General features: G+C 61.8%; 20 protein-coding genes. 4 read left to right on the top strand and 16 right to left on the bottom strand.

All coding sequences use genetic code 11. The features are described 5' to 3' along the window. Positions 1 to 17 precede the first annotated feature (17 nt). Together grpE and hrcA are read right to left on the bottom strand one after the other, a co-directional pair. Positions 18 to 632, bottom strand: a complete 615-nt coding sequence (gene grpE, locus WEU32_RS01380; RefSeq protein WP_406852618.1) for a nucleotide exchange factor GrpE — start codon at positions 630 to 632, stop codon at positions 18 to 20. Next, positions 629 to 1,711, bottom strand: coding sequence for a heat-inducible transcriptional repressor HrcA (gene hrcA / locus WEU32_RS01375; RefSeq protein WP_312134490.1), 1,083 nt, complete (start codon positions 1,709 to 1,711; stop codon positions 629 to 631). Before hrcA ends, grpE begins: the two co-directional genes overlap by 4 nt. Positions 1,712 to 1,835: 124 nt before the next feature. Here hrcA and rph point away from each other — a divergent pair, with 124 nt between their 5' ends. Together rph and WEU32_RS01365 are read left to right on the top strand one after the other, a co-directional pair. Then, the gene (rph, locus tag WEU32_RS01370) at positions 1,836 to 2,555 is read left to right on the top strand and encodes a ribonuclease PH (protein WP_406852617.1); all 720 of its coding nucleotides are present in this window, start codon (positions 1,836 to 1,838) and stop codon (positions 2,553 to 2,555) included. 101 nt (positions 2,556 to 2,656) lie between these two features. Next, positions 2,657 to 3,052, top strand: a complete 396-nt coding sequence (locus WEU32_RS01365) for a hypothetical protein (RefSeq protein WP_406852616.1) — start codon at positions 2,657 to 2,659, stop codon at positions 3,050 to 3,052. Between the two features lie 213 nt (positions 3,053 to 3,265). Here the strand turns inward: WEU32_RS01365 and pnp are convergent, their stop codons facing one another. The 11 genes from pnp to htpX form a co-directional block, all read right to left on the bottom strand. Then, positions 3,266 to 5,494 (bottom strand): polyribonucleotide nucleotidyltransferase, encoded by a 2,229-nt coding sequence (pnp, locus tag WEU32_RS01360; protein ID WP_312134484.1) that lies wholly within the window; start codon positions 5,492 to 5,494, stop codon positions 3,266 to 3,268. A gap of 256 nt (positions 5,495 to 5,750) precedes the next feature. Further along, positions 5,751 to 6,020, bottom strand: coding sequence for a 30S ribosomal protein S15 (gene rpsO / locus WEU32_RS01355; RefSeq protein WP_167175369.1), 270 nt, complete (start codon positions 6,018 to 6,020; stop codon positions 5,751 to 5,753). 11 nt (positions 6,021 to 6,031) lie between these two features. Beyond that, on the bottom strand, positions 6,032 to 6,964 hold the full coding sequence (gene truB / locus WEU32_RS01350) for a tRNA pseudouridine(55) synthase TruB (RefSeq protein ID WP_406852615.1): 933 nt from the start codon (positions 6,962 to 6,964) through the stop codon (positions 6,032 to 6,034). After that, positions 6,964 to 7,416, bottom strand: a complete 453-nt coding sequence (gene rbfA / locus WEU32_RS01345; protein WP_406852614.1) for a 30S ribosome-binding factor RbfA — start codon at positions 7,414 to 7,416, stop codon at positions 6,964 to 6,966. Before rbfA ends, truB begins: the two co-directional genes overlap by 1 nt. A gap of 130 nt (positions 7,417 to 7,546) precedes the next feature. Continuing rightward, positions 7,547 to 8,062, bottom strand: coding sequence for a hypothetical protein (locus WEU32_RS01340; protein WP_406852613.1), 516 nt, complete (start codon positions 8,060 to 8,062; stop codon positions 7,547 to 7,549). Between the two features lie 138 nt (positions 8,063 to 8,200). After that, entirely contained in the window at positions 8,201 to 11,200 is a 3,000-nt protein-coding gene (gene infB, locus WEU32_RS01335; RefSeq protein ID WP_406852612.1) for a translation initiation factor IF-2, read from the bottom strand. Between the two features lie 106 nt (positions 11,201 to 11,306). Beyond that, positions 11,307 to 11,981, bottom strand: a complete 675-nt coding sequence (locus WEU32_RS01330; protein WP_406852611.1) for an RNA-binding protein — start codon at positions 11,979 to 11,981, stop codon at positions 11,307 to 11,309. Between the two features lie 18 nt (positions 11,982 to 11,999). Further along, entirely contained in the window at positions 12,000 to 13,718 is a 1,719-nt protein-coding gene (gene nusA / locus WEU32_RS01325; RefSeq protein ID WP_406852610.1) for a transcription termination factor NusA, read from the bottom strand. After that, entirely contained in the window at positions 13,718 to 14,308 is a 591-nt protein-coding gene (gene rimP, locus WEU32_RS01320; RefSeq protein WP_312814943.1) for a ribosome maturation factor RimP, read from the bottom strand. The genes nusA and rimP overlap by 1 nt, the downstream gene beginning before the upstream one ends. A gap of 163 nt (positions 14,309 to 14,471) precedes the next feature. Further along, positions 14,472 to 15,203 (bottom strand): tRNA (guanosine(46)-N7)-methyltransferase TrmB, encoded by a 732-nt coding sequence (gene trmB / locus WEU32_RS01315; RefSeq protein ID WP_406852609.1) that lies wholly within the window; start codon positions 15,201 to 15,203, stop codon positions 14,472 to 14,474. 55 nt (positions 15,204 to 15,258) lie between these two features. Next, positions 15,259 to 16,248 carry a zinc metalloprotease HtpX gene (gene htpX / locus WEU32_RS01310; RefSeq protein WP_312134466.1) on the bottom strand — a complete coding sequence of 330 codons (990 nt, stop codon included), beginning with the start codon at positions 16,246 to 16,248 and terminating at the stop codon, positions 15,259 to 15,261. Between the two features lie 86 nt (positions 16,249 to 16,334). Here htpX and WEU32_RS01305 point away from each other — a divergent pair, with 86 nt between their 5' ends. Beyond that, entirely contained in the window at positions 16,335 to 16,616 is a 282-nt protein-coding gene (locus WEU32_RS01305) for a DUF1674 domain-containing protein (RefSeq protein ID WP_406852608.1), read from the top strand. A 91-nt stretch (positions 16,617 to 16,707) separates the two neighbouring features. Here WEU32_RS01305 and pyrF read toward each other — a convergent pair whose 3' ends face one another. After that, the gene (gene pyrF / locus WEU32_RS01300) at positions 16,708 to 17,442 is read right to left on the bottom strand and encodes an orotidine-5'-phosphate decarboxylase (RefSeq protein ID WP_312814936.1); all 735 of its coding nucleotides are present in this window, start codon (positions 17,440 to 17,442) and stop codon (positions 16,708 to 16,710) included. Positions 17,443 to 17,543: 101 nt separating this feature from the next. Between pyrF and WEU32_RS01295 the strand changes: the two genes are divergently transcribed. Beyond that, complete coding sequence (locus WEU32_RS01295; RefSeq protein ID WP_406852607.1) at positions 17,544 to 18,239, top strand: MarC family protein; 696 nt, start codon at positions 17,544 to 17,546, stop codon at positions 18,237 to 18,239. 62 nt (positions 18,240 to 18,301) lie between these two features. Here WEU32_RS01295 and WEU32_RS01290 read toward each other — a convergent pair whose 3' ends face one another. Next, entirely contained in the window at positions 18,302 to 19,105 is an 804-nt protein-coding gene (locus tag WEU32_RS01290; protein WP_406852606.1) for an SDR family NAD(P)-dependent oxidoreductase, read from the bottom strand. 20 nt (positions 19,106 to 19,125) lie between these two features. Next, entirely contained in the window at positions 19,126 to 19,596 is a 471-nt protein-coding gene (locus WEU32_RS01285) for an Rrf2 family transcriptional regulator (protein WP_167175406.1), read from the bottom strand. Between the last annotated feature and the right edge of the window lie 27 nt (positions 19,597 to 19,623).

The following is a 19,623-nucleotide window of genomic DNA, read 5'->3' as shown; positions in this document are numbered from 1 at the left end:
ATTCAGCCGTGAAAGCCTCAGGCTTTTTCGTCGAGGTTTTCACCGGTGCGGTTGTCACCGCCTGCATAACCCGCGCCCGAGCCCTTAGCGGCCACAACCACCATGGCAGCGCGCACCGTACGACCGAACAGGGCATAGCCCGGTTGCAAGGTCATAATGATCGCGCCACCCGGCACCGTGTCTGACGGTTGTTCCATCATGGCCTGATGGAAGTGCGGGTCAAAGGCCTCACCGGCCTCGGGGGCGACGCGCACGAGATTGTTGTTCTCGAACGCGGTCAGCAAGGATTTTTGCACCAGTTCCAGACCGGTCACCAGACCATTGGTCGCGGCATCGCCATCCTTGGGCGCAGCCTGAAGGGCGCGTTCGAGGTTGTCCGCCACGCCCAGCAGATCCTTGGCAAAGCGCTGGATCGCATAAGCGCGGGCATCATTGGCCTGGGTTTCGGCGCGCTTCTTGGTATTTTCGACCTCTGCGGTCGCACGCAGGGCGCGGTCGCGCCACTGGTCGCGCTCGGCAATCAGGGCATCGACAACTTCCAGACCTTCGTCATTGGCCATCTCGGTGGCGTCAGCGGCCTCGTTGATGTCCTGCTCGAGTTGGTCCCGGGTCTCTTCGTTATGATCCGTCACGTTTCCTGTCCGTCCAGAATTCGGCCCAGCACCCGGGCGGTATAGTCCACCAGCGGAATGACACGGGCATAGTTCAGCCGAGCGGGTCCTATCACGCCAATCGCGCCAAGAACACGCTGTCTGCCCGACATATAGGGTGCCGCAATGACAGCGGAACCCGATAATGAAAATAGTCGCGTTTCGGCACCGATATAGATGCGGACACCCTGTGCCCCTCCGACATCGTCCAGAAGGCCGATCAACTGTTCCTTCTGTTCGAGGTCATCGAACAGAACGCGCACCCGTTCCAGATCCTCAGCAGCGCGGGCATCCTGCAACAGATTGCCGCGACCGCGCACGATCAGGCTTCGGTCACGCTCTCCCGAGCCGCTCCATGCGGCAAGGCCCTGCTCCACCAGACGGGCGGCGGCCTCGTCCAAGTCACGCCGCGCGGCATCCACCTCGGTACGCATCTCTTGTCGGGCATCGGCCAGGGGCCGCCCCTTGAGGCGATGGTTCAGGAAGTTGGAGGCTTCTTGCAAAGTGGAGGGCGTGACACCGGCACTCAGCGGCATCAGACGGTTTTCAACTGTGCCGTCATCGGCCACAAGCACGGCCAGAGCCTGTTCGGCCCCCAAGGCGACAAACTCGACATGGCGCACGCCTGCCTCGCGCACAGGCGAAGCGACGATCCCTGCCCCGCCCGCAAGGCCCGACAATAGCGAGGACGCCGTTTCCAGAGCCTCTTCGACATTGGTGCCGTGGCTGTGGCCCATACCGGCCAGACGCGCATCGATCTCGCGGCGCTCGTCCTGACCGATATCGCCGACCTCCAATAGACCATCGACAAACAAGCGAAGGCCCGCATGGGTCGGGGCACGTCCCGCCGACGTATGCGGAGACGCCAGAAGCCCCGCCAGCGTCAACTGTTGCATCGTGTTGCGGATCGAGGCCGAGGACAGTTGCACACCCGCCCTCTGGATGGCGTGCGAGCCGACAGGCTCACCCGTTTCCAGATAGGTTTCGACCACGCGACGGAAAATATCGCGGGCGCGGCTATCTAGGGTGGCAAGACCCGCAGACGGGTACAGCAGGCTCATGGGCAGGCAACCGAAGGTGAAAATGCACGGGCAGCATGGACGCGCCCTCTCTTATTCAGGATAAGCAGCCATGACCGGCGCGCAAGGCGCTGCCCCCTTATAACTGCAATCTTCGAGGCTCCCCATGCGTCCTTCCGAGCGTACCCCCGACCAACTTCGTCATGTCACGCTGGAAACCGGCGTCACCCGCTATGCCGAAGGCTCGTGCATGGTCAGCTTTGGCCATACCAAGGTGCTGGTCACCGCCTCTGTCGATGAAAAAGTCCCCGGCTGGATGCGTAACTCCGGCAAGGGCTGGGTGACAGCCGAATATGGCATGCTACCGCGCGCCACCCACACCCGTGGCCGCCGTGAGGCCGCTGCCGGCAAGCAATCGGGCCGCACGCAAGAAATCCAGCGTCTGATCGGTCGCTCGCTTCGCGCCGTTGTCGATCTGGAAAAACTGGGCGAGCGCCAGATCGTGATCGACTGCGACGTCATTCAAGCCGATGGCGGCACCCGCACAGCCTCGATCACCGGTGCCTATGTGGCGCTGGCCATCGCCGTGAAGAGTCTGGTGGACAAGGGTGTCCTCAGCGAAAACCCGATCGTCGATCAGGTGGCAGCAGTGTCCTGCGGTATCTATAACGACGTAGCCGTTCTGGACCTCGACTATGACGAGGATTCCACCGCCGAGGCCGACAGCAACTATGTGCTGACGGGCGATGGCAATATCGTGGAAATTCAGGCCACGGGCGAAAAGCGCGGCTTCTCGCGTGGCGAGTTCGACCAATTGTTCGCTCTGGCCGAAAAGGGCTGCGCCGAACTGTTCGCCCTGCAAAAAGCGGCTGTGGCTGCAGCCTGATCAATCAGGATGCGGGGTCTGGTATCAGGCTCCGCATTTATTTTCTTGGAACCGGCCCCATACGCCGCACCTTCTTTAAGACGATATGAGGAGGAAACTGTATGGCTTACCCGATAAGCAGGTTGTGGCTTGCCGCTGCACTGGTCGTGCCCTTGGCGGCCTGTAATCCGGCCAACCCGCCCTCCGATCCCGCGCCTCCCTCTGTTGCTCCACCGACAACAGCCCCAGCGGCTTCAGAGGCGATGCCAAGGGCAGCCCAGCCGGCCAATCCCAGCCTGTCGCCAGAGGGCCAACCTTTGGAACAGCCCCTCTCCTGTCTGGATGAACGGGGTCGCCAGCAGGCCGATAATCTGGTTCAGCGCTGCCTCGCCGTCACCCCCGCCACGCGCCCGCCCTGCAATGTGCAGAACCCCTGCGCCATGATCGAGAACGAGATCAAACGTAGTTGCGACATGTATGGCCCGACCGAAATCAAACCCACAGAATGCGCGGCCTAATCCAGCCCGAACACCAGCCTCTTACTAGCTATAATGTGTTCAAATCGTAAGCGGCTGCGTCACGAACATAGCCTCTAAAAAGCACTCAAGTCGTGAGTCCTGCGGAGCGAACTTAGCGCCCGACATAGGGTTGTGACTCCTGTCGCACCACAAAGCAAAACCCGCCGGACAAAATGTCCGGCGGGTTTCTCTTTGAGTGACTAAATGTCTCTCTTAGTCGCGGCGCGGACGACGACCGCCACGGTCGCCACCTTCACGCTTCGGACGACCGCCAGTGTCTTCCGACAGCGGGGCTTCGCCACGTTCAGCACGTTCGGCATTGATCTTGTCGGTGATGTCCTCGCCGGTGGCTTGGTCAACAACCTTCATCGACAGCTTGGTTTTGCCGCGATCGTCGAAGCCAAGGAACTTGACCTTGACCTCTTGGCCTTCGGATACGACGTCCGCCGGATTGGCAACGCGTTCCAGAGCCATTTGCGACACGTGAACCAGACCGTCACGGGCACCGAAGAAGTTCACGAACGCACCGAAGTCGACAACCTTCACAACCTTACCGGTATAGATGGCACCCAGTTCAGGCTCGGCAGCGATGGAGTTGATCCAGTCGCGTGCGGCGTCGATCTTTTCTTGCTCGTTGGCAGCGATCTTGATCGTGCCATCGTCGGCGATGTCGATCTTGGCACCGGTCTTTTCCACGATCTCGCGGATGACCTTGCCGCCCGAACCGATCACTTCGCGGATCTTGTCGACAGCGATCTTGATCGACTCGATCTTCGGAGCGAACTCGCCCAGTTCGGTACGCGGCGCGTCCATGGCCTTCGACATTTCATCAAGGATGTGCAGACGACCGGCCGAAGCCTGCGTCAGAGCCTGCTGCATGATCTCCTTGGTGATGCCGGCGACCTTGATGTCCATCTGAAGGCTGGTGATGCCTTGCGAGGTACCGGCCACCTTGAAGTCCATGTCACCCAGGTGATCTTCGTCACCCAGGATGTCCGACAGGATGGCGAACTCGCCCGACGGCTCCAGGATCAGACCCATGGCGATACCCGACACCGGACGGATCAGCGGCACGCCCGCGTCCATCAGGGCCAGCGACGAACCGCAGACGGTTGCCATCGAGGACGAGCCGTTCGACTCGGTGATCTCCGACACCAGACGGATGGTGTACGGGAAGTCTTCCTTCGCAGGCAGCATCGGGCGGATGGCACGCCATGCCAGCTTGCCGTGACCGATTTCGCGACGACCCGGCGAGCCCATGCGGCCCGCTTCACCAACCGAGTACGGCGGGAAGTTGTAGTGCAGCAGGAAGTTTTCTTTGTAGGTGCCGGTCAGGCTGTCGATGTACTGCTCGTCTTCGCCGGTGCCGAGGGTGGCAACGACCAGAGCCTGAGTTTCACCACGGGTGAACAGGGCCGAACCGTGGGTACGCGGCAGGACGCCAACTTCCGACACGATGGCGCGGACCTTGTCGAGCGCACGACCGTCAACGCGGTGCGCGTTTTCGATGATGTCGCGACGCAGAACGTCGGCTTCACATTCCTTGAAGGCCGCCGAGAATTTGGACGAGTCAACGCCGTCCGGGTTCTCTTCGGTTTTCACCAGAGCTTCCGAGGCCTTCTTCTTGGCCGCGTCAACGCCCGAACGACGATCATACTTGCCCGGATGGGCGTAGGCCGCCTTGATGTCTTCGCCCACCAGAGCTTTGATCGAAGCGACGACGTCCGAGTGGTCTTCGGCCTGGAAGTCGAACGGCTCCTTGGCAGCGTGCTCGGCCAGGTCGATGATGGCGTCGATGACCGGCTGCATGCCCGCATGTGCGAACATCAGGGCTTCGAGCATCTTGTCTTCCGACAGCTCCTTGGCTTCGGATTCCACCATCATCAGGGCGTCGGAAGTACCGGCCACGACGAGATCAAGATCCGAAGCTTCGGTTTGTTCGATGGACGGGTTCAGCACCAGCTCGCCGTCGATCATGCCGACGCGGGCGGCACCGATCGGGCCCATGAACGGAACGCCCGAGATGGTCAGAGCCGCCGAAGCAGCGACCATGCCCAGGATGTCCGGATCGTTTTCCAGATCATGCTGTAGGACGGTGACGATGACTTGCGTCTCGTTCTTGAAGCCCTTGACGAACAGCGGACGGATCGGACGGTCGATCAGGCGCGAAACCAGGGTTTCTTTTTCGGTCGGACGGCCTTCACGCTTGAAGTAGCCACCCGGAATCTTGCCCGCAGCGAAGGTCTTTTCCTGATAGTTCACGGTCAGCGGGAAGAAATCCATTCCCGGCTTAGGTGCACGACCATAGACGACGGTGGCCAGAACTACGGTCTCGCCGTAGGTGGCCAGCACAGCGCCGTCAGCCTGACGGGCGATGCGACCGGTTTCCAGCGTCAGCGGGCGGCCGGCCCACTCGATCGTCTTGCGTTTGATATCGAACATATTTCTTCTTTCGTCTCCCGCGGGCGTATTCCCGTCGGGGGTGTGCGGAGCCTCAGGTCGTTCAGTCCTTCGGTCCCCGTATATCCGGTGATGCCTTCATCGCCGGATGGTGAAAAGAGCCATGATCTCGGCTCTCGCTTCGGGTGCGCTGTATCGTCCCACAGCGCCGGGAAACTCTATACTAGGAGCGGAACGAGGCGCGGACGTGACCGCCCGCGCCTCGTGGAATTTTCATCCGATCCGCAACCGGGGCGCCTTAGCGACGCAGGCCCAGCTTGGTGATCAGCGCCACGTAACGGGCGCTGTCCACCTTGTTCAGGTGGTCGAGCAGACGACGACGCTGCGAGACCATCTTCAGAAGGCCGCGACGCGAGTGGTTGTCTTTTTTGTGGGTCTTGAAGTGCTCGGTCAGGTTCGCGATGCGAACCGACAGGATTGCAACTTGCACTTCAGCCGAACCGGTGTCGCCTTGCGAGCGAGCGTTTTCAGCAATGACTTCAGCTTTACGGGTAGCCGTGATCGACATCGTAGTCTCCGTTATTGGAGGTTAAAAACACGGTCAGGTTCTAGCCGACCGGCCTTGAGGCTACAGAGCGCCACCAGCGTTTCACCTGCGAAAGCCGAGACCTGCCCCGAACCGGATTTAAACCGGTCGTGAAGCTGCTCAACCTGTGCGGGAAGCAGAACGATGGGACGTCCCTGCCTCAAAGAGAAGGCTTCCTGGTCTGTCACGGCCAAGTCCGGGATGTCGTCCAGAGCGGTCGAGACAGGCAGAAGGCCTTCAAAGGCGCGGCCCTTATGCGCCAAATCCACGAGAAAATCCAGTGTGACGGCGTTCTCGAGAGAAAACGGTCCCACCATCTCGCGTCTCAGAACCGAAACATGCCCCTCGGCCCCGAGGACCGCAGCAAGATCACGCGCCAGCGAGCGGACATAGACGCCCTTGCCCGTGCGCATGGTGATTTCGATATGATCTTCGTCGGGAACGTCGGTAACCGCCGCCTCATGAATGCTTACGCGGCGCGATTGTAGTTCAACTTCAACGCCTTCGCGGGCCAGATCATAGGCACGTTCGCCATTCACGCGGATCGCGGAAAAGGCTGGCGGGACCTGATCGATCTCGCCGACGAACTGCGGCAAGGCGGCTTTTACCTGCTCGGGCGTCGGGCGCACATCGGAGCGGCCGATGACAGCACCCTCACGGTCGATACTGTCTGTCGAAATGCCCCAATGGATGACGAAGCGATAAATCTTCTGCGCCTCCATCATAAAAGGCACAGTCTTGGTGGCCTCGCCCAAGGCAATGGGAAGAATGCCGCTGGCCAACGGGTCCAGCGTACCGGCATGACCGGCCTTCTGGGCGTTGAACAGGCGGCGCACCTTGGTCACAGCCTCGGTCGAGCCCATTTCATAGGGCTTGTCGAGGCACACCCAGCCGTTGACGATATCGCCCTTCTTGCGGCGGGCCATCAATCTTCCTGCGGTTCGTCTTTGGCCTGAAGGTCCGCCTGAATGCGCGGATCGGCAAACAGCTTATCCATCATGTGCGCGGCGTTGAAGCTCTTGTCGTGCAAGAAACGCAGTTCGGGCGTGTATTTCATGTCGATGCGACGGCCCAGCAGGCCACGCACAAATTTCGAATGCTCGTTCAGCGCCTTTTCAACATCTTCTTCCAGACCGTTCGTATCAGCCGTGGTGACGCCCGCGCCCAGAGGTTCGACAAAGACCGTGGCGTGACGCAGGTCCGGGCTCATCCGAACCTCGGTGACCGTCAGCGACACGCCCATCAGAGCCTCGTCGTGGATTTCGTTTTCACGCAGCACATCAACCAAAGCGTGACGGATCAGCTCGCCTGCGCGCAGTTGGCGCTGGCTCGGGCCTTGCGGGCCGGTGGCGTTGCGGGTGTGTTGTTTGCGGGCCATGTGACCTGCCTCCTTCAGTCTCGCGCCGTCGGGGATCGGACACCGACTGACCAACGCGAAGGGCGCGGTCTAGTCATCTTGTGCGACCAAGTCCAGTTTGGCCACACCGGTTGCATCCCTCATGTGCGGATTAGCGGTCGGAAGGCCCCTCGCCCAGGGTTGTCGGGAGCGAGGCCCACTCACCGCGATAACGATAGCTCAGTTCGACGCAGTGGCGGTATTGGCCATCCTGCCAAAGTCCCACAGCCTGCACCTTCAGCGGATGACCCGAGCGCACACGCCCCGTCACCAACCATGTGGTCTGTGATCCCGGGCACAGGGCATTGGCCAGTGCGCGACCATCGCCTTCCGGCAGAATTTTATAACCATTGCCGAGACGGTTTCCAGCAGGCAGGACATTGCCCAAACCCGATGGATTGTCGCTCTCGAAGCGGGCCGAGCCACGGCTGCTGGTCGAGAACAAACCCTTGACGCGGGTCGCGCCGAACATGCCCCGTTCGACTTCCAAAGTAATGCCACGCGTCAGGGACTGGGTGATCCGGTTATCGGCATCATAGGCCAGATAGCGCACACTGGCTTGAGCCGCCGTTGCCGTGGCCATAGCCCCTAACAGCAGCACGGCCGCCACCTTGTTCACTTTACGCATGTGCGCCTTTCCGCAGATCGTTACGCAGCCCCGTCTCGATCCTAACCACCATGAAGCGTGGCGAGAAGTCATGAAAAAGGGCGTGGTGCCTTTCGACACCACGCCCCTGTTTCATTTCCCGCACGGGACCGGCGAACCCTAGTCGAGGGTGCGCTTGATCTCTTCCACGGTGAAGCACTCGATGAAGTCGCCTTCCTTGATGTCCTGGAAGCCAGCGAACTGCATGCCGCACTCTTGACCTGCAGTGACTTCGTTGACCTCGTCCTTGAAGCGCTTGAGGGTGTTGAGCACGCCCAGTTCCAGAACCACCACGTCGTCGCGGATGATACGGACGCGAGCGCCCTTGCGGACCACACCTTCGGTGACGCGGCAACCGGCCACGCGGCCAATCTTGGTGATGTCGAAGGCCTGAAGAACCTTGGCATTACCGAGGAAGGTTTCGCGCTGGATCGGTGCCAGCATGCCCGACAGAACGCCCTTAATATCGTCCAGCAGGTCGTAGATGATCGAGTAGTAACGGATCTCGACGCCTTCACGATCCGCCAGTTCGCGGGCCTGTTTCGAAGCACGGACGTTGAAGCCGAGGATCGGTGCACCGGCCGACTTGGCCAGGTTCACGTCGCTCTCGGTGATACCGCCCGCAGCCGCCGAAACGATACGCGCGCGCACTTCGTCGGTGCCCATCTTGTCCAGCGAAGCCGAGATGGCTTCAGCCGTACCCTGCACGTCCGACTTGATGAGGACCGGCAGTTCGCTGATCTTCTTGGAGCCAAGCTTGGCCATCATATCGACCAGCGACAGTGCGCCGCCCGAAATCTGGCTCTTCTCGCGCTTGCTGCGCTGGCGGTATTCGACCAGTTCGCGGGCGCGGGCTTCGGATTCCACCACAGCAATGGCATCGCCCGGGGTCGGCGCTTCGGACAGACCGAGAATCTCGACCGGTACCGACGGACCGGCTTCGGTCAGTTGTTCGCCACGCTCGTTGAGCAGGGCCCGGGCCTTACCCCAAGCCGAACCGGCTACGACAATGTCCGAACGCTTGAGCGTGCCGCGCTTGATAAGCACGGTCGCCACCGGACCACGGCCCTTGTCGAGCTTGGCTTCGATGACCACGCCTTCAGCCGAACGGTCCGGGTTGGCGCGCAGTTCAAGCACTTCGGCCTGAAGCAGAATCGCGTCGGTCAGACCGTTCAGGTTGGTGCGTTCCTTGGCCGACAGTTCCACCACCATGGTGTCACCGCCATAGGCCTCGGCCACGATCTCGTGTTGCAGAAGTTCGTTGATGACCTTCTGTGCATCGGCACCCGGTTTGTCGATCTTGTTGACCGCCACGATGATCGGCGAACCGGCAGCCTTGGCGTGCTGGATAGCTTCGACCGTCTGCGGCATGACACCGTCGTCGGCGGCCACAACCAGAACCACAATATCCGTCACATTGGCACCGCGAGCGCGCATGGCCGAGAAGGCGGCGTGACCCGGAGTGTCAAGGAAGGTGATGCGCTGGCCATCGGCCAGACGGACCTGATAGGCGCCGATATGCTGGGTAATGCCACCGGCTTCGCCAGCGGCGACGTCGGTCGTACGCAGAGCGTCCAACAGCGAGGTTTTACCGTGATCGACGTGACCCATAATGGCCACGACCGGTGCACGGGCTTCGGTGGCATCGCTGTCATCGGCTTCAGACAGGAAGCCGTCTTCAACGTCCGAATCCGAAACGCGTTTGACGGTCATGCCGTATTCCGAGGCCACCAGTTCGGCGGTATCGGAATCGATCACGTCGTTGATCTTCATCATCAGGCCCTGACGCATCAGGAATTTGATGATGTCGACGCCGCGGACGGCCATACGGTTCGACAGTTCCCCCACGGTGATGACGTCAGGAATGACGACTTCGCGCGGACGGTTCGGGGCGTCGGTGGACGAACCCTTACGCTTTTCTTTTTCACGTTCGCGGGCGCGGCGGACCGAGGCCAGCGAGCGCATACGTTCGGCACCGGCATCATCACCGGCAACCGAGTGAATGGTCAGGCGACCTTCGCGGCGCTTGGGTTCACCACGGGTACGGCTGACGGCCTTGCCCGGAGCATTCTCGCCGAAACGCTTCTCGCGGCTGTCGCCATCGCGATCAGGACGGCTGAAGCCTGCACCGGCGGTACGAACCGGACGGGCAACTTCCGGCGTGGCCGGAGGCTGGTTCGGGGTGGGGCGACCACCCGGACCCGTGCGCGGACCCTTGGCCGCACCCGGAGCCGGACGCGGATTGAGGGCCGAATAACGGACAGTCTGGGCCGGACGGTTCGGACGGTCACCGCCCTCGCCACGACCTTCGCCACCGCGTTGACCTTGCGGGCGGTTGCCTTGCGGACGATTGCCCTGCGGGCGCTCATTCTGCGGGCGCTCCGTTTGCGGACGCTCGCTGCCACCCTGGGCCTGTTCACGGGCCGAACGGCCACCAAGGGCTGTCTGGGCCGGTGCACGACCAGTCGGGATCTTGGGTGTGCGCTGGCCGAAATTGACCTGCGGGCGCGGCTTCGGTGCGGGCTTGGGAGCCTCGACAGCCTTGGGCGCTTCAGCAGGCTTGGCGGCTTCTACCGGCTTGGGAGCCTGAACGGCCGGTGCGGCGGGCTTGGCAGCCTCGACAACCGGCTTGGGTGCCTCTACCGGTTTGGCAGCCGCAGCAGCGGCTTCGGCGGCCTTGGCGGCTGCAGCAGCAGCCGCTGCAGCAGCGGCCTGTTCCTGCGCAGCCTTTTCGGCAGCCGCCTTCTGGCGTTCGCGATCGGCGGCTGCAGCCGTAGCGGCCGCGATGGCGCGACGGCGGGCTTCCATCTCCTCGGCGGAGAGGCCACCGGCATTGGACTGGCCACGCGGCGCATTGTTGCGCGGTGCGTTGCCGTCCTGACGCGGACGGGCCACATCAAAGCCTTGCGGGCGCTGGTGGCCACCACCCGCACCCGGGCGGCGCTTGGTTTCGACAACAACCGTCTTCGATCGGCCATGGCTGAAGCTTTGCTTCACCGTTCCGGTCGAGACCGAGCCTGCTGCGCGCGGCTTCAGCGTCAGAGGCGCGCGTGCGCCGCCTTGCGAAGGTGCATTGCCAGGGGTCTTGCCGTCGTTGGTTTTGTCGTTTTCGTCGCTCATCCGGTCGCTTTACTTGGGGCGGAAAATCCCGCCTCGTCCTTCATACCCATACACGAATGCGGCCCCGTCTCCGTAACCGGAAACTGGCCCGCACCCGCCAAAACCCTCAGCCCTCGTCTGTCGGAGACATTCCCCGACCGCCCGCATCGCTGTCTTCCGGTTCGACCCGGCGCCAATCTTGCGGGCTTAGAGCCCTAAATCCTGCCAAGCGTTCGACCTCTTGGGTCCAACGATCAGCCCGCCCGCCTTTCAGCAAGACGGCGTGTATCGCATTTTCCAGCCCAAGGGCCAAACTCAAATCGTCTGCAGTGAACGCGCCGCAAATTTTCGGCGCCGGAGACACATGTCTGGCCAGTGCTATCAGCTTATTGCGGCCATCTGCTGACCCATCGGACGCTTCAAGCATCCAGGCAGCCTTGCCACTGCGGATCGCAGCAGCCGATTTTTCAAAGCCAGAGATAAGCACGCCTTCGCGCCGGGCAAGGCCTAATTGGTCCAAACAGCGCTTTACCAGCAAGTTTTCGACCATATCCGACAATTCTGCTGCCGGTTTCAGCGGGGCCTTGGCCGCCCGCGCGAACATATTTTTTTTGACTGCCGCATCAATACTGGTGCGATCGGCCGCGACCCAAAGGCCGCGACCGGGCAGTTTGCGCGCCAGATCGGGATAGACCGTGCTGTCCGGACCAGCAACGAAGCGGATCAGACGAGATTCATCGAGGATCTGGCGGGACACCAGATCCTGACGCTCTCTATCGATCAGCACCTCGGATATAGTCATGGACAGCTACAGGCCTCATCACGCGTCTTGGGGTTCGTCGGTATCACCTTGCGGCGCGACCTCTTCGATATCGCCTTCAGCGGCATCGAATTCACCCTCGAAGGCGTCTTCGCCTTCAATGTTTTCGTATTCCGGTTCCGGTTGCGGCAGTTCCGAAGCATCGATCCAGCCCGCAGCAACACGGGCACGCAGGATCAGCAGCTCGGCCGCTTCCTGAGACAGGTTGAAGCTTTCCAGAACACCGGCAATCTTCACACGTTCGCCGCCGCGCATTTCGTGACCGCCGCGGATTTCGTCGGTGGCCAGATCGGCCAGATCCTCGATGGTCTTCACGCCGCCTTCGCCGAGGGCCACAGCCATCTGCGGGGTTATACCCTCGATCACAAGCACGCCGTCCTCGACACCCAGCGCCTTGCGCTTGTTGTCCAGTTCAGTGGCCTGACGCTCGAGGAATTCACGGGCGCGGGTTTGCAGTTCTTCGGCGGTGTCTTCGTCGAAACCTTCGATCTCGGCCACTTCATAGGCCTCGACATAGGCCAGGTCTTCCACGGTCGCGAAGCCTTCGGTCACCAGCAGCTGGGCGATGGTCTCGTCAACATCCAGCGCTTCCTGGAACAGGCCGGTACGTTCGGCGAATTCCTTCTGGCGACGCTCGGAATCCTGAGACTCGGTGATGATGTCGATCTGCCAGCCGGTCAGTTGCGACGCCAGACGCACGTTCTGGCCGCGACGACCGATGGCCAGCGACAGTTGATCGTCCGGAACCACGACTTCAACGCGGTCGGCGTCTTCGTCCAGAACCACCTTGGATACTTCAGCCGGAGCCAGAGCGTTCACGATGAAGGTCGGCTCGTCATCAACCCACGGGATGATGTCAATCTTCTCGCCTTGCAGTTCGGCCACAACCGCCTGAACGCGCGAGCCGCGCATACCGACGCAGGCGCCGACCGGATCGATCGAGCTGTCGTTCGATAGCACGGCCATCTTGGCGCGCGAGCCGGCGTCGCGGGCAGCGGCGCGGATTTCGATCACGCCGTCATAGACTTCCGGCACTTCCTGCGAGAACAGCTTGGCCATAAAGCCCGGATGGGCGCGCGACAGCATGACCTGCGGGCCCTTGGCCTCAGGGCGAACGTCGTAGATGTAGGTGCGGACGCGGTCACCGACGTTGAAGACTTCACGCGGAATCGACTGGTCGCGGCGCATGATGCCTTCGCCACGGCCCAGATCGACGATGGTGTTGCCGTATTCGACGCGCTTGACGGTACCGTTGACGATCTCGCCGACGCGGTCCTTGAACTCTTCGTACTGGTTGGCACGCTCGGCTTCGCGGACCTTACCGGTCACGACCTGACGGGCCATCTGGGTCTGCACGCGACCAAACTCGAACGGCGGCAGAACCTCGATGTATTCCTTACCGACAACGGCTTCCGGATCACGCTTGGCGGCGTCACGCAGGCGCACCATGGCGCTGTCGTTGAACTCTTCGAGTTCGTCTTCAGGCTGCCAGTCGTCGGCCACGATGGTGGTGTGACGGGTCAGCGACAGCTCGCCTGTCTTGTGGTCGATCTTGGCGCGGATGTCGTGGTGCGCGCCATAGCGCGACTTGGCGCCTTTCTGGATCGCTTCCTCGATCGCGTCGATCACGATCTCGCGGTCGATGTTCTTTTCACGCGCGACAGCGTCGGCGATCGAGAGCAGTTCCAGACGGTTTGCGGAAATTCCGGTCACGGCCATCAGGCGTCGTCCTTGGACAGGTCAGGGTTGTTATTGTCAGGCGCACCTTCCGGCAGGCCGTCATCTTCGGGCTCTCCGCGGGCAGCACGCAGGGCGGCACCACGCTTGAGCAATTCGTCGGTCAGAACCAGCTTGGCATCGGCCAGCCATTCAAACGGGATCAGGGCGGTGTCTTCTTCACCATCAAGGTCAATGGCGACGTGGTCGCCTTCGACGCCGGCCACAATACCCTTGAAACGCTTGCGCCCCTCGACCATGCGGTCGGTTTCCAGACGGGCCTCATAACCTTCGAACAGGTCGAAATCCATCAGGCGGGTCAACGGACGGTCAATACCCGGCGAGGAAACTTCCAGCAGATATTCGCCAGCAATCGGGTCCGCCGCATCGAACACTTCGGATACGGCGCGCGACAGGCGGGCGCATTCCTCGACAGAAATGTCGTGATCGGACTTGCGCTCGGCCATGATTTGTAGACGACGACGCAGGGTGCCGCCCATCAGACGTACACGCACGACGGCCAGACCCAGGCTTTCAGCCACCGGATCAATCATTTCGAGAAGAGCGCGGTCTTCTACGGTTTTGGCCCGCACGCGGTACCTCCGAAAAAACAAAAGCGACGGTCCGTCCGGGCCGCCGCTGAAACGACGCCGTTGGACGTCGGTCTAACGATGTAGAGGTCGATATAGAACAAAGCCCTGCCCTTGTCAGCCCCTGAAACGGCAAACGACAAGAACAGGGCTTAAATCAAAGAGATCAGGTGCGGCGGAACTGGATAAAGATCGGGTCGGTATCGCCCAGCTTCTTTTCCTCGTAGCGGGTCACAAAGTGATCCGCCGGTGCCACGAACCAATCTTCGCCTTCGGTTTCGATGCGCTCCAGCCCGTCGGTGCGGGCCAGTCGTTCCAGTGTCCATTCGGCATAGTCGAACCAGTCGGTGATAAAGCGCACCATGCCGTCCGGCTTGAGCAAGCGAACGATTTCCTGTGCGGTTTCGTCCTGCAGGAAGCGGCGCTTGTTGTGGCGCGCCTTGTGCCACGGATCGGGGAACAGGATCATCACGCGATCCAACGAGGCATCCGGCAGGGCGGCCATAACGGCACGCGCATCATCGGCATGCAGGCGTACATTTTTCAGCTCGCCCTCCTCGATATGGCGCAGGGCAGAGGCCACGCCATTGAGGAAAGGCTCGCAGCCGATCATCAGCATGTCGGGGTTTTGTCCGGCCTGATGGGCCAGATGCTCGCCGCCGCCAAAGCCGATTTCCAGCCATGCCCCCTTGGCGTCCGGCATCAAGGCCTTGATGTCGATTGGACCGTTCTTGGGATCAGGCACGGCGATCGTGGGCATCAGGGTGTCGAACAGAGCCGCCTGTTTGGCCTTGATCGGGCGCGACTTGATACGCCCGAACGAGCGCAGGGGGCCATTGGGCTTGGCCCAGTCGGGACGGTCTTCGTTGTGTTCGGGGGTGTCGGGCGTATCGGTCATGTGCGCGCCCTAACCGATTAAGCGCGCTCACGCAAAGTGTAGAAACGGATGAGACCTAGCCCCACGGTCCTTTCGGTGCGTCCTGCGGCGTGGTCGGCACACTGGTGAACGGACGGCTGTCTGTTTGGGGCACCGAGGTTTGCGGGACACTGGTCGCGGCAAACCCCGGCGTGGTCTGGCCACGGCCCATGCCCATCCTGGCCCCCAGTTCCAGAAGTGCGCGGACGCGGTTATGGGTCGCAGGGTGGGTCGAGAACAGGTTGTCCGCACCCTTGCCGTTCAACGGGTTAATGATGAACATATGGGCCGTCGCCGGATTGCGCTCGGCCTGCGGGTTCATATTGCCACGCGCATAGGCCTCGATTTTTTGCAGGGCGCTGGCGAGGGCATCGGGGTCATTGGCGATCTCGGCCCCCACACGGTCGGCCTCGTATTCACGCGAGCGGCTGATGGCCATCTGCACCAGACCCGCCGCCATCGGGGCCAGCAACATCAGTGCAATCGTGCCAATCATGCCGCCCGGACGCTCGCGGTCATTGCCGCCAAAGAACATGGCAAAGTTGGCCAGCATAGAAATGGCACCGGCGATGGTCGCCGTGATCGTCATGGTCAGGGTGTCGCGGTTTTTAACGTGGGCCAGTTCGTGCGCCATTACGCCGCGGATCTCGGCGCGGTTCAGCATGTCAAGCAGGCCGGTCGTCGCCGCCACGGCGGCATTCTCGGGATTACGCCCCGTCGCAAAGGCGTTTGGCTGGTTGTTCGGGATGATGGTGATCTTGGGCAGAGGCATACCGGCATCGGTCGCCATCTGTTTTACGTCCGCCACATAGGCCCGCACCACGGCATTGGGGTGGCTCTCGTCCACCACCTCGGCCTTATACATTTTCAGCACGATCTTGTCGGCGTTCCAGTAGCTGAACAGGTTCATCCCTGCGGCCACCACAAAGGCGATGGCCATGCCCCCCGTGCCGCCGATCATGAAGCCGATGCCCATGAACAGGGCTGTCATCGCGGCCAGAAGAATGAAGGTCTTGAGATGGTTCATGTGACTTGCGACGTTTGAGAGGTGGCATAGTGTGCCGTCACCTCCTATTTGGGCTGCAAACCTTTCGCTCTCAAGACGGTAAGCCTGTGACCGAACATCCCACCCCTTCCTGTGGCTGTAGCCATGACCACGGACATGACCACCACCACGAGACGGTTGATGCCCCAACCTTCAACGAGGATGTGCCGCACGCCACGCGCGAGCGCCCTTTGAGCGAGGCCGCCCGTCGCGCCCTGATCGAAGCGGCAGAACGTCGCGCCATAGATTTCGCCTCGGACGAGCGCGCCCTTGAACATGGTGGGCCGCGTGGCCCCGAGCCGACCCGTTTCGGCGACTGGGAGAAAAAAGGGATCGCGATCGATTTCTGATCGTACTCCCTTCATCCATACGAAAACGGCGGCCTGTAATGGGCCGCCGTTTTTGTTTCACATGGAACAATCGCTTTTAGATCAGATGTTTTTAGATCAGGGCAATCTCGGCGGTGATGGCCTGAGCGGCGGCGCGAGGATCGCTGACCGCCGTGATCGGGCGCCCGATCACCAGATGGGTCGCGCCCGCTTCGAGAGCGCTGGCAGGAGTGGCGACGCGCGACTGGTCATCCAGAGCCGCGCCGGTCGGGCGCACACCCGGCGTCACGATCAGGAAATCATCGCGACCGGCTTCCGTAGCAATCTTGCGCACCAGAGCCGCTTCGTGCGGGCTGGACACCACACCGTGGATACCGGCCTCCAGCGCCTGACGCACACGGTGCTCGACCAGTTCGGCAGCCGAGAGACTGTGGTCGTCCGCTTTCAGATCGTCCTCGGACAGACTGGTCAGCACCGTAACGCCCAGCACCTTGAGGTCAGAGCCTTCGGCCGCGCGGGCAGCAGCGGCCATCACCTGTGGACGCGCATGAACGGTCAAAAGATCGCAACCGGCACCGGCCAGAACCGCCGTGGCCTTTTCGACAGTTGCGCCGATATCGTGCAGTTTCCAATCGAGGAAAACCTGAGCGCCCGACGCCTTCAGTTCGCGCGCCAGCGCCATACCGTCGGACGCAAACAGTTGCAGACCCACCTTGTAGAAGCCCACAGCATCGCCGATCCGATCCACCAGAGCCCGTGCCTCGTCCGTGGTCGGCACATCCAGCGCACAGATGACGCGCGCATCAAACGGGCGGTTCGGAATGTCTGGGGTGGCAATTGCGGACATTATGCGTTCACTCTGCGGGTTGCGGGCGGGCGCGGATCGCCCGATAGGGGTATGGCAAGGTCGCGATCGTCGCGACATGTCACTTTGCGGTGAGGGATGCGATGAACGCGAGCGAATTGGGTGTCAACCTCTTCGTCACACTGTTTGCCCTGCTGGACCCGATCGGCAACCTGCCGATCTTTGCCGCAGCCACAGTGGGTGCCACATTGCGCCAACGCGCGTCGGTATCGTTCTTCATCTGCGGTTTTGCCTTCCTTTTCCTGCTGTTCTTCGTGTTCACAGGCCTTGGCCTGTTGCAGTTTTTCGGCATTTCGCTGGCCGCCTTCCGCATTGCGGGCGGTATCCTGCTGCTGTTCCTCGGTCTGGACATGGCGCGCGGCGACTTCCTCAGCATGTTCGCCGACCCCGATGCCAACCACGACAAGAACGATGTGCGCGGCTATGCTCGTCGCCGCTTCCAGCGTCTGGTCGTGCCTTTCGCCATCCCGCTAATGATTGGTCCGGGCGCGATTTCGGCGGTCATCATCAATGCCGGTGAAGCGGCCAAGCTCGGCCCCATCGGGACCACATGGTCGGTTGTAGCGATCGGTGCCGCCTGCCTTGTCTCGATGATCTGTTTTGCCATGACAGGCTGGCTCAGCCGTATTCTGGGCGAGGTCGGCATGGCCATCATCGTGCGCGTTCTGGGCCTGATCCTGTGCGCACTGGCCATCCAGTTCATGCTGATGGGTCTTGGCGAGGCCCTGCCGGGCATGATCTCGACGGGGGTAACCGTTCCCTACCCTTCGGGCAGCTAAAACCGGATATGAAAAGGGCGGCTCGGTGGAGCCGCCCTTTTTCGTTTCAGACCCGCCAGAGTTCAAACCCGATTGAGCTTGCGAGCGTGGCTGGCTGCTGTTTTCAGCCCCACACTGTCGGGCAACAGTTTCGAAACCACCGACAGGAACTGATAGCGCTTGCCCGGAATGCAGCGCGGCTTGTCGGCCTCGACGGCATCCCATGCGTCGCGGGCCACACGGTCGGCCTGTAGCCACATCCATTTCGGATAGGCCGCCGACACCGCCTCGCGCGAGCCGTTCACATCGTGGAACTCGGTATAGGTATAGCCGGGGCAGACCACCGAGACATGCACGCCGGAGCCTTGGCTCTCGACCCACAGGCCTTGGGAAAACTTGATCATAAAGCTTTTGATCGGGCCATAGAGGGTGTCGCCACCCGTCGCCTGAAGAAAGCCCGCCATCGAGGCCACGTTCACAATCCGGCCCCAGCCGCGTTGCTTCATGGCCGGCAGCCACAAACGCGCCAGCTCCACCGGCACCGACAGCATGACGCGGATCATCTCCTGCTGGGCCGCAGGATCGGTCGTCGTAAAGCCGGTCGTTTTGGAAAAGCCCGCATTGTTCACGAGGCCATCAACCTGAAGGCCGCGCGCCTCGACCGCATCGGCCAGTGTGCGAGCGGCATCGGCTGCGCCCAGATCGGCGGTCACCACATGGGCGCGGATATTATGTCCCGCTTCCAGTTCCGCCGACAGAGCCAAAAGCGGCGCTTCGCGGCGGGCGATCAGGATCAAGTCATAACCGCGTGCCGCGCAGACACGGGCGATTTCCGCGCCGATGCCTGCCGACGCGCCGGTAATGGCAATCGTTTTACGCGTCCCCATCGGCTCCCCCGCCTTGGTGTTTAGGCCGCCTGAGGACACGAAGCGTGCGGCATCAACCCCTTGAGGCTAGCCGGATCTTCTTCGAGCAGGTCGGCAATGGTGATCTTTGAAAGCGCCAGAGCCGCTGCATTATCCGCCGCAGTCAGCGCCTTGGCGACCTGACGGGGAATATGCTGGCCGACCGGACAGCCCTGCGCCCCCAGCGGGGTCGAACCCAGATGCGCGCAGCCGTTGACGGCCCGCAGCACTTCGTCCAGCGGAATGGTTTCGGGGCGACGCAGCAGCCACGACCCACCACTGGCCCCCGGTCGGGTCGCAATCAGGCCACCCTTGGCCAGCAAGGCCGTCACGCGGCGGATCACCACCGGATTGGTCGGCACCGACGAGGCGAGAATGGCGCTGGCTACAGCGTCCTTGGCTTCATAGGCCCCCTTGTGGGCCAGATAGGCCAGGGCATGGGCGGCGACCGGAAATTTTTGGCTGTCAGACATGATGCATAGGGCTCCAGCCCTTAAGGT

It is taken from the genome of Brevundimonas sp. BH3 (assembly GCF_045345115.1).
Classification (GTDB): domain Bacteria; phylum Pseudomonadota; class Alphaproteobacteria; order Caulobacterales; family Caulobacteraceae; genus Brevundimonas.
Note: the sequence above shows the minus strand (reverse complement) of the source record. Positions and strands in the feature narration are given on the sequence as shown.